6 protein-coding genes are annotated in these 5,754 nt (G+C 60.9%); 3 read left to right on the top strand and 3 right to left on the bottom strand.

What is annotated here, in order from left to right:
• The coding region (gene pgi, locus M3O22_08365; GenBank protein MDP9196757.1) for a glucose-6-phosphate isomerase at window positions 1-1,516 on the top strand (1,516 nt) is incomplete at its 5' end.
• Window positions 1,517-1,660: 144 nt separating this feature from the next.
• Here pgi and M3O22_08360 read toward each other — a convergent pair.
• The 3 genes from M3O22_08360 to gpt all read right to left on the bottom strand — a co-directional run bounded on the left by M3O22_08360 (window position 1,661) and on the right by gpt (window position 3,590).
• The gene (locus tag M3O22_08360) at window positions 1,661-2,503 is read right to left on the bottom strand and encodes a purine-nucleoside phosphorylase (protein MDP9196756.1); all 843 of its coding nucleotides are present in this window, start codon (window positions 2,501-2,503) and stop codon (window positions 1,661-1,663) included.
• Between the two features lie 22 nt (window positions 2,504-2,525).
• Window positions 2,526-3,005: a hypothetical protein gene (locus M3O22_08355; GenBank protein MDP9196755.1), complete on the bottom strand. Its 480-nt coding sequence runs from the start codon at window positions 3,003-3,005 to the stop codon at window positions 2,526-2,528.
• A gap of 87 nt (window positions 3,006-3,092) precedes the next feature.
• Window positions 3,093-3,590, bottom strand: a complete 498-nt coding sequence (gene gpt / locus M3O22_08350; protein ID MDP9196754.1) for a xanthine phosphoribosyltransferase — start codon at window positions 3,588-3,590, stop codon at window positions 3,093-3,095.
• A gap of 82 nt (window positions 3,591-3,672) precedes the next feature.
• On the opposite strand from gpt, the gene guaA reads away from it, so the two are divergent.
• Both guaA and M3O22_08340 read left to right on the top strand, forming a co-directional pair.
• Window positions 3,673-5,244, top strand: coding sequence for a glutamine-hydrolyzing GMP synthase (gene guaA / locus M3O22_08345; protein MDP9196753.1), 1,572 nt, complete (start codon window positions 3,673-3,675; stop codon window positions 5,242-5,244).
• A 146-nt stretch (window positions 5,245-5,390) separates the two neighbouring features.
• On the top strand, window positions 5,391-5,754 hold a 364-nt coding region (locus M3O22_08340), incomplete at its 3' end, for a DUF3775 domain-containing protein (protein ID MDP9196752.1).

Here is a 5,754-nt window from a genome sequence, read left to right as displayed (position 1 = left end):
AGCCGCCGGCCTGTTCCTGGACTGGTCAAAAAACCGGATCACGGACGAGACCTGGAAGCTTCTGGTCACCCTGGCCCGCCAGCAGGACGTGGAGGGCTGGCGCGACCGCATGTTCAGCGGGGAGATCATCAACACGACCGAGGCGCGGGCTGTTCTCCACACGGCCCTGCGCGCGCCGGCGGACAGTTTGATCCACCGGGGCGGGGAGAATGTGGTTCCGGACATCCAGGCTGTGCTGGACCGCATGGAGACTTTTGTGGAGGCCGTGCGCAGCGGCCGCTGGACAGGTTTTGGCGGCCAGCGCATTACGGACGTGGTGAATATCGGGATCGGCGGCTCTGACCTGGGACCCGCCATGGTGACCCAGGCGCTGGAGCCGTACCGGCACCCGGAGATGCGTTTTCACTTTGTCTCCAACGTGGACGGGGCGGATATCACGCAGACCCTGAAGCAGTGTCGGCCGGCCACGACCCTGTTCATCATTGCCTCGAAAACCTTCACCACACAGGAAACCCTGGCCAACGCCCACACGGCCCGCCGGTGGTTCCTGGAGGACGGAGGCTCTGACGCGACCGTGAAAAAGCACTTTGTGGCCGTGTCCACAAACGCGGAGAAAGTGGCTGCGTTCGGCATTGACCCGCAGAACATGTTCGGCTTTCGCGACTGGGTGGGTGGACGCTACAGCCTGTGGTCGCCCGTGGGTCTGTCCGTCGCCCTGTCCATCGGCATGGACGGGTTCAGGCAGCTTCTGGCGGGGGCGCACGACATGGACCGCCATTTCCGCACTGTGCCGCTGGAAGACAACATGCCGGTGATCCTGGCGCTGCTGGGCATCTGGTACGTGAATTTCTGGAACGCGCATGCCCACGCCGTGCTGCCCTATGACCAGCTGCTGGCGCGCTTTCCGGCTTTTCTCCAGCAGCTGGACATGGAAAGCAACGGCAAGGGTGTGGACCGCCGCGGCCAGCCTGTGGAATACGCCACTGGTCCCGCAGTGTTCGGCGAGCCGGGCACCAACGGCCAGCACGCCTTTTATCAGCTGATCCACCAGGGGCCGCAGTTCATCCCGGCGGACTTTATCGCCGCCATCCACAGTCCGTATGCGGTGGAGGATCACCACCGCATGCTTCTGGCCAATTTTCTCGCCCAGACCCGGGCGCTGATGTGCGGCAAGACCGAAGGAGAAGTGCGCCGGGAACTGGAAGCCGCCGGCCTGTCCGGCCCGGCGCTGGAAGCCTTGGTGCCCCACAAGGTGTTTCCGGGAAACCGGCCCACGAACACCATTCTGTATTCGCGGCTGGATCCGCGCACCCTGGGGGCCCTGATTGCCCTGTACGAGCACAAGGTATTCGTCCAGGGCGTGATATGGAACATCAACTCGTTTGACCAGTGGGGGGTTGAGCTGGGCAAGCAGCTGGCCGGCCAGACCCTGGACGTGCTTTCGGGCCACAAGCCGCTGGAAGCCCTTCAGGACTCATCCACCATGGGCCTTGCGGCGCGGATCCTGAAAGGGTAACCGGAATTCACAAAAATATCCTGTGTCATCCCGGACAAGCGCAGCGCGATCCGGGATCCAGTTTTATTGGTGCAAAAGAACACTGGATCCTCCGGTCAAGCCGGAAGATGACAGCAAGGGGTGCAGAAGAGGGTTAAAAACGCCTTACGCCGCTTTCTGCTGCTGCCGCGCGGTCCAGCCGGTGATGAAGCCGCGGACCAGCCGTGCCATGTTCTGCTCGGCCAGCTTTGCGCCCTGCAGGGTCTGTTCGTGCGACAGGGGCACATCGCTCATGCCGGCGGCCAGATTGGTGATGGCGGAAACACCAACGCAGGGCAGACCGCAGTGAACAGCCACAATATTCTCTGCGACCATGGACATGCCGACGGTATCGGCGCCCAGCGTTTTCAGCATGCGGATTTCGGCCAGTGTCTCAAAGCAGGGGCCCAGCAGGCCGCCGAACACGCCTTCGCCCATGGGTATATTCTGCTTCGCCGCTGTTTCCAGGACAAAGGCCCGGGCATCGCGACACCAGGCATTTTCCATGCCGGGAAAGCGCGGCCCCCACTGGTCGTCGTTGCGGCCCACCAGCGGGCTCGTGCCAGTCAGATTCAGATGATCCGCCACGGCCACCAGGCTGCCCGGGCCGTATTCTTTCCGCAGGCTTCCGGCAGCGTTGGTCAGGAACAGGGTCTCGATCCCCGCGGTCTTCAGGGTGCGGATCATGATCTTCAGGGGCTCAAAACCGCCCCCTTCGTACAGATGAACCCGGCCTTTCAGGAACAGGGCAGGCACACCATCCACGTACCCAAGGCGCAGGCTGCCCTCATGTCCTTCCACCGCGGGAAGGGGAAAACCGGGCAGGTCCGTGTAGGGGATCCTGGCTTTCTCATCCAGCAGGTTCGCCACAGCCCCCAGGCCCGAGCCCAGAACCACGGCAATTTTCGGTTTGAAACCCGGGATCTTTCCCAGAATGATATCGGCGGACTGGTGGATGTGAGTGTCCATCACATTTCCCCTGTCCAGGCCGTCAGGCACTCAATGTGGATACAAGCTGGCCATCGGCAGAAAACTTCCCCGTGGATCTTGCCAGAGTATCAAGAACCGTTCCTACAGATATGCAGAAATGCTTTCCCTGAAGGCTGTAAGGAATCTTGCTTTCATCAGACCCCAGAAAATCCAGAAGCTGTGCCGGAACGAATTTACACTCCCGCAGGAAATGCACAGAGGCCCAGACTCCAGTCAACATTCTTTCCCTTGCTTCAAAGGCGTTGCGCGCATCCCCTTCCAGAGTATTGCCAGCGTCTCGCCCTTCTCCAAGCATGTATGACCAGCAAAAGCCCGGCAGGGAATCACGCCCCTTGACCGCATAGGCGCATTTTATTCCCAGAACCCTTTCCATCCATTGCCCGACAGCCCAGGAAAAGTCTTCATAGGTTATGGACTCTTTAGGCTGTCTCTGGGAAAGAGCAGGGGACAATTCCCGGGAAACCGTGTTTGTATCAGCCATGCATTCCTCCTCTGAAGCCGATGTAATGATCTTTTGTTCCACCGGAACCTATCATCCATATGCCGGCTGTCCATGCGCGATTTACTTTCAGGATTTTTCTCCCGCATCGCGCATGAGGGCCAGCGGCTTGACGTACTGACGATAGGTGTCCCAGGGAAAGCGCACCCATGTGTCCTGGGGTACTTTCTCGTGATACAGGTCCACAAGGGACTCGCCCCGGGGCTTGGCGAAAATGGTGACGGTGATGAAGCGCTTCAGGTGCTGTTTCAGAAGCGCCAGGGTGGACCCTGTATCCACCAGGTCGTCCACCACAATCACTTCGTCCGTGTACTCCGGCGCTGGTGGTTTCAGAATGACCGGATCGCCCCGCTGGGCCGAGACGGTATAGGTGTCGATGCACACCGTCTCCACATTCCGGATGTCCAGCTCGCGCGCCAGAATGCCGGCAGGGAAAAATCCGCCGCGGGTGATCGCCAGTATCTTTTTGTAGGGACAGCCCTGTTCCATGATCCGGTGAGCGAGGATCCGGCACCTGTCCTGGACATCATCCCAGGTGACATATTTGTCGGCAGTATAGCCTGTCATCGAATATGCCCTTGAACCTGTCGCACGGGGCGAATAAGTTCGGGCCACTTATAGTGACGCCTCTGCAGGAATCAAGCATAAAATGGAAAAATCCAGTCCTGGCGGGCACGACCGCATCCTGATCCTGGACTTCGGAAGCCAGGTGACCCAGCTGATCGCCCGGCGCGTACGCGAACAGGGTGTCTATTGCGAGATCTGGCCATTCAGCCACGCGGACCTGAAACGCATCCGGGATTTTGGACCAAAGGGAATCATCCTGTCCGGTGGACCGGCCAGCGTGACCGAATCCGGTTCTCCCCGCGCACCGGAGGGTCTGTTTGATCTGGGGCGGCCTGTCCTGGGAATCTGCTATGGCCAGCAGACCATGGTGGAACAGCTGGGCGGCAAGGTCGAGGCCGGCAGTCACCGGGAGTTTGGCCGCACCCATGTGGAAGTGACGGATACCTGCCTGATGCTGGAGGGCCTGTGGGCCAAAGATGCAAAGGAACAGGTGTGGATGAGCCACGGGGATCATGTGTCCCGTCTGCCCGCCGGGTTCCGGGTCGTGGCGCGATCGGAAGGGGCACCGTTCGCCTTCATCGCTGATGATTCGCGCCGCTTCTACGGCGTACAGTTCCATCCGGAAGTGGCCCATACGCCCCATGGCAGCCAGCTTCTGGACAAATTTGTCCGGGATATCTGCGGTTGCCGCGGCGACTGGACCATGGCGGCATTCCGCGACGAGGCGGTGGCCAGGATCCGCCAGCAGGTGGGTACCGGCAAGGTGATTTGCGGTCTGTCGGGCGGCGTGGATTCTTCCGTGGCGGCGATCCTGATCCATAAAGCGATCGGGGACCAGCTGACCTGCATCTATGTGGATACCGGCCTGATGCGGGGCGGGGAAAGCGACCAGGTGGTGTCGTTGTTCCGCCAGCACTACAATATCCCGCTGGTGCATGAGGATGCCTCAGCCCTGTTCCTGTCGCGGCTGGCCGATGTGGAAGACCCCGAGCAGAAACGCAAGATCATCGGGGCCACATTCATCGATGTGTTCGAGGCCTGTGCGAAACGCATCGGCGGCGCGGAGTTTTTGGCGCAGGGAACGCTGTATCCCGATGTGATCGAAAGCGTGTCCTTCACCGGCGGTCCCTCGGTCACCATCAAGAGTCACCACAACGTGGGCGGCCTGCCCGAGCGCATGAACCTGAAGCTGGTGGAACCCCTGCGCGAGCTGTTCAAGGACGAGGTGCGCGCCCTGGGGATCGAACTGGGCCTGCATGCTGATTTTGTGAAACGCCATCCGTTCCCGGGACCTGGCCTTGCTGTGCGCATGCCCGGAAAGATCACGGTGGAAAAGCTGGACATCCTGCGCAAGGCTGATGCCATTTTCCTGGAGGAAATCCGCGCCGCTGGCCTCTACGACGCCATCTGGCAGGCCTTCGCCGTCCTGCTGCCTGTGAAAAGCGTCGGCGTGATGGGCGACGGGCGGACGTATGACCACGTCTGCGCCCTGCGGGCCGTGACGTCATCGGACGGTATGACGGCGGATTCCTTTGCCTTTGACCATGCCTTTCTGTCACGCGTCGCCACCCGCATCATCAACGAGGTGCGGGGCATCAACCGGGTGGTCTATGACGTGACGTCAAAGCCTCCCGGCACGATCGAGTGGGAGTGACAAACCGTTTTCTGTGGCCCTCTGGCTGGCCTTTCTGCGCTTTCCGCCTTCGCTGAAGCTATGGCGGACAGGCCGGTGCTCATGGAACAATCCTGCATTCAGGGCGTTGGAACAGCAGAGTTCTCCCCGTTTTGCAGGAAGTGATCATGCAGGCCCTGCCCCTGGACAAGCTGACCTATATCGTTGTGAAAGCGCGGGAGTTTGGCGCCATGGTGCCGCCCGAGTATCTGGAGGGCGGATCAAACGCCGCTGATGACAAGGAGGTGGGCATTCTGGAATCCACCCGCGACAACCCAACGCAGGAAGAGCTGACCGGTGTTCTGGAAGCCCTGAACGAGGACGAGCTGACTGAACTGATGGCCCTGATCTGGCTGGGCCGGGGTGATTACGAGGCCAGTGAATGGCCCCGGGCCCTCCAGGAAGCCCGGGAGAGAACGGATCGCCGGACGGTGCGCTATCTTCTGGGCACGGCCATGCTGGCCGATCTGCTGGAGGAGGGCGCCTCCATGT

The sequence above is a fragment of the Pseudomonadota bacterium genome (assembly GCA_030775045.1).
Taxonomy (GTDB): Bacteria; Pseudomonadota; Alphaproteobacteria; order JALYJY01; family JALYJY01; genus JALYJY01.
This window is presented reverse-complemented; position numbering and strand designations above follow the sequence as displayed.

What these genes read in the sequence shown, in the direction of transcription:
- M3O22_08360 (MDP9196756.1), bottom strand. Translation starts at nt 2,503, where the DNA reads ATGGACACTCACATCCACCAGTCCGCCGATATCATTCTGGGAAAGATC.
- M3O22_08355 (MDP9196755.1), bottom strand. Translation starts at nt 3,005, where the DNA reads ATGGCTGATACAAACACGGTTTCCCGGGAATTGTCCCCTGCTCTTTCC.
- gpt (MDP9196754.1), bottom strand. Translation starts at nt 3,590, where the DNA reads ATGACAGGCTATACTGCCGACAAATATGTCACCTGGGATGATGTCCAG.
- guaA (MDP9196753.1), top strand. Translation starts at nt 3,673, where the DNA reads ATGGAAAAATCCAGTCCTGGCGGGCACGACCGCATCCTGATCCTGGAC.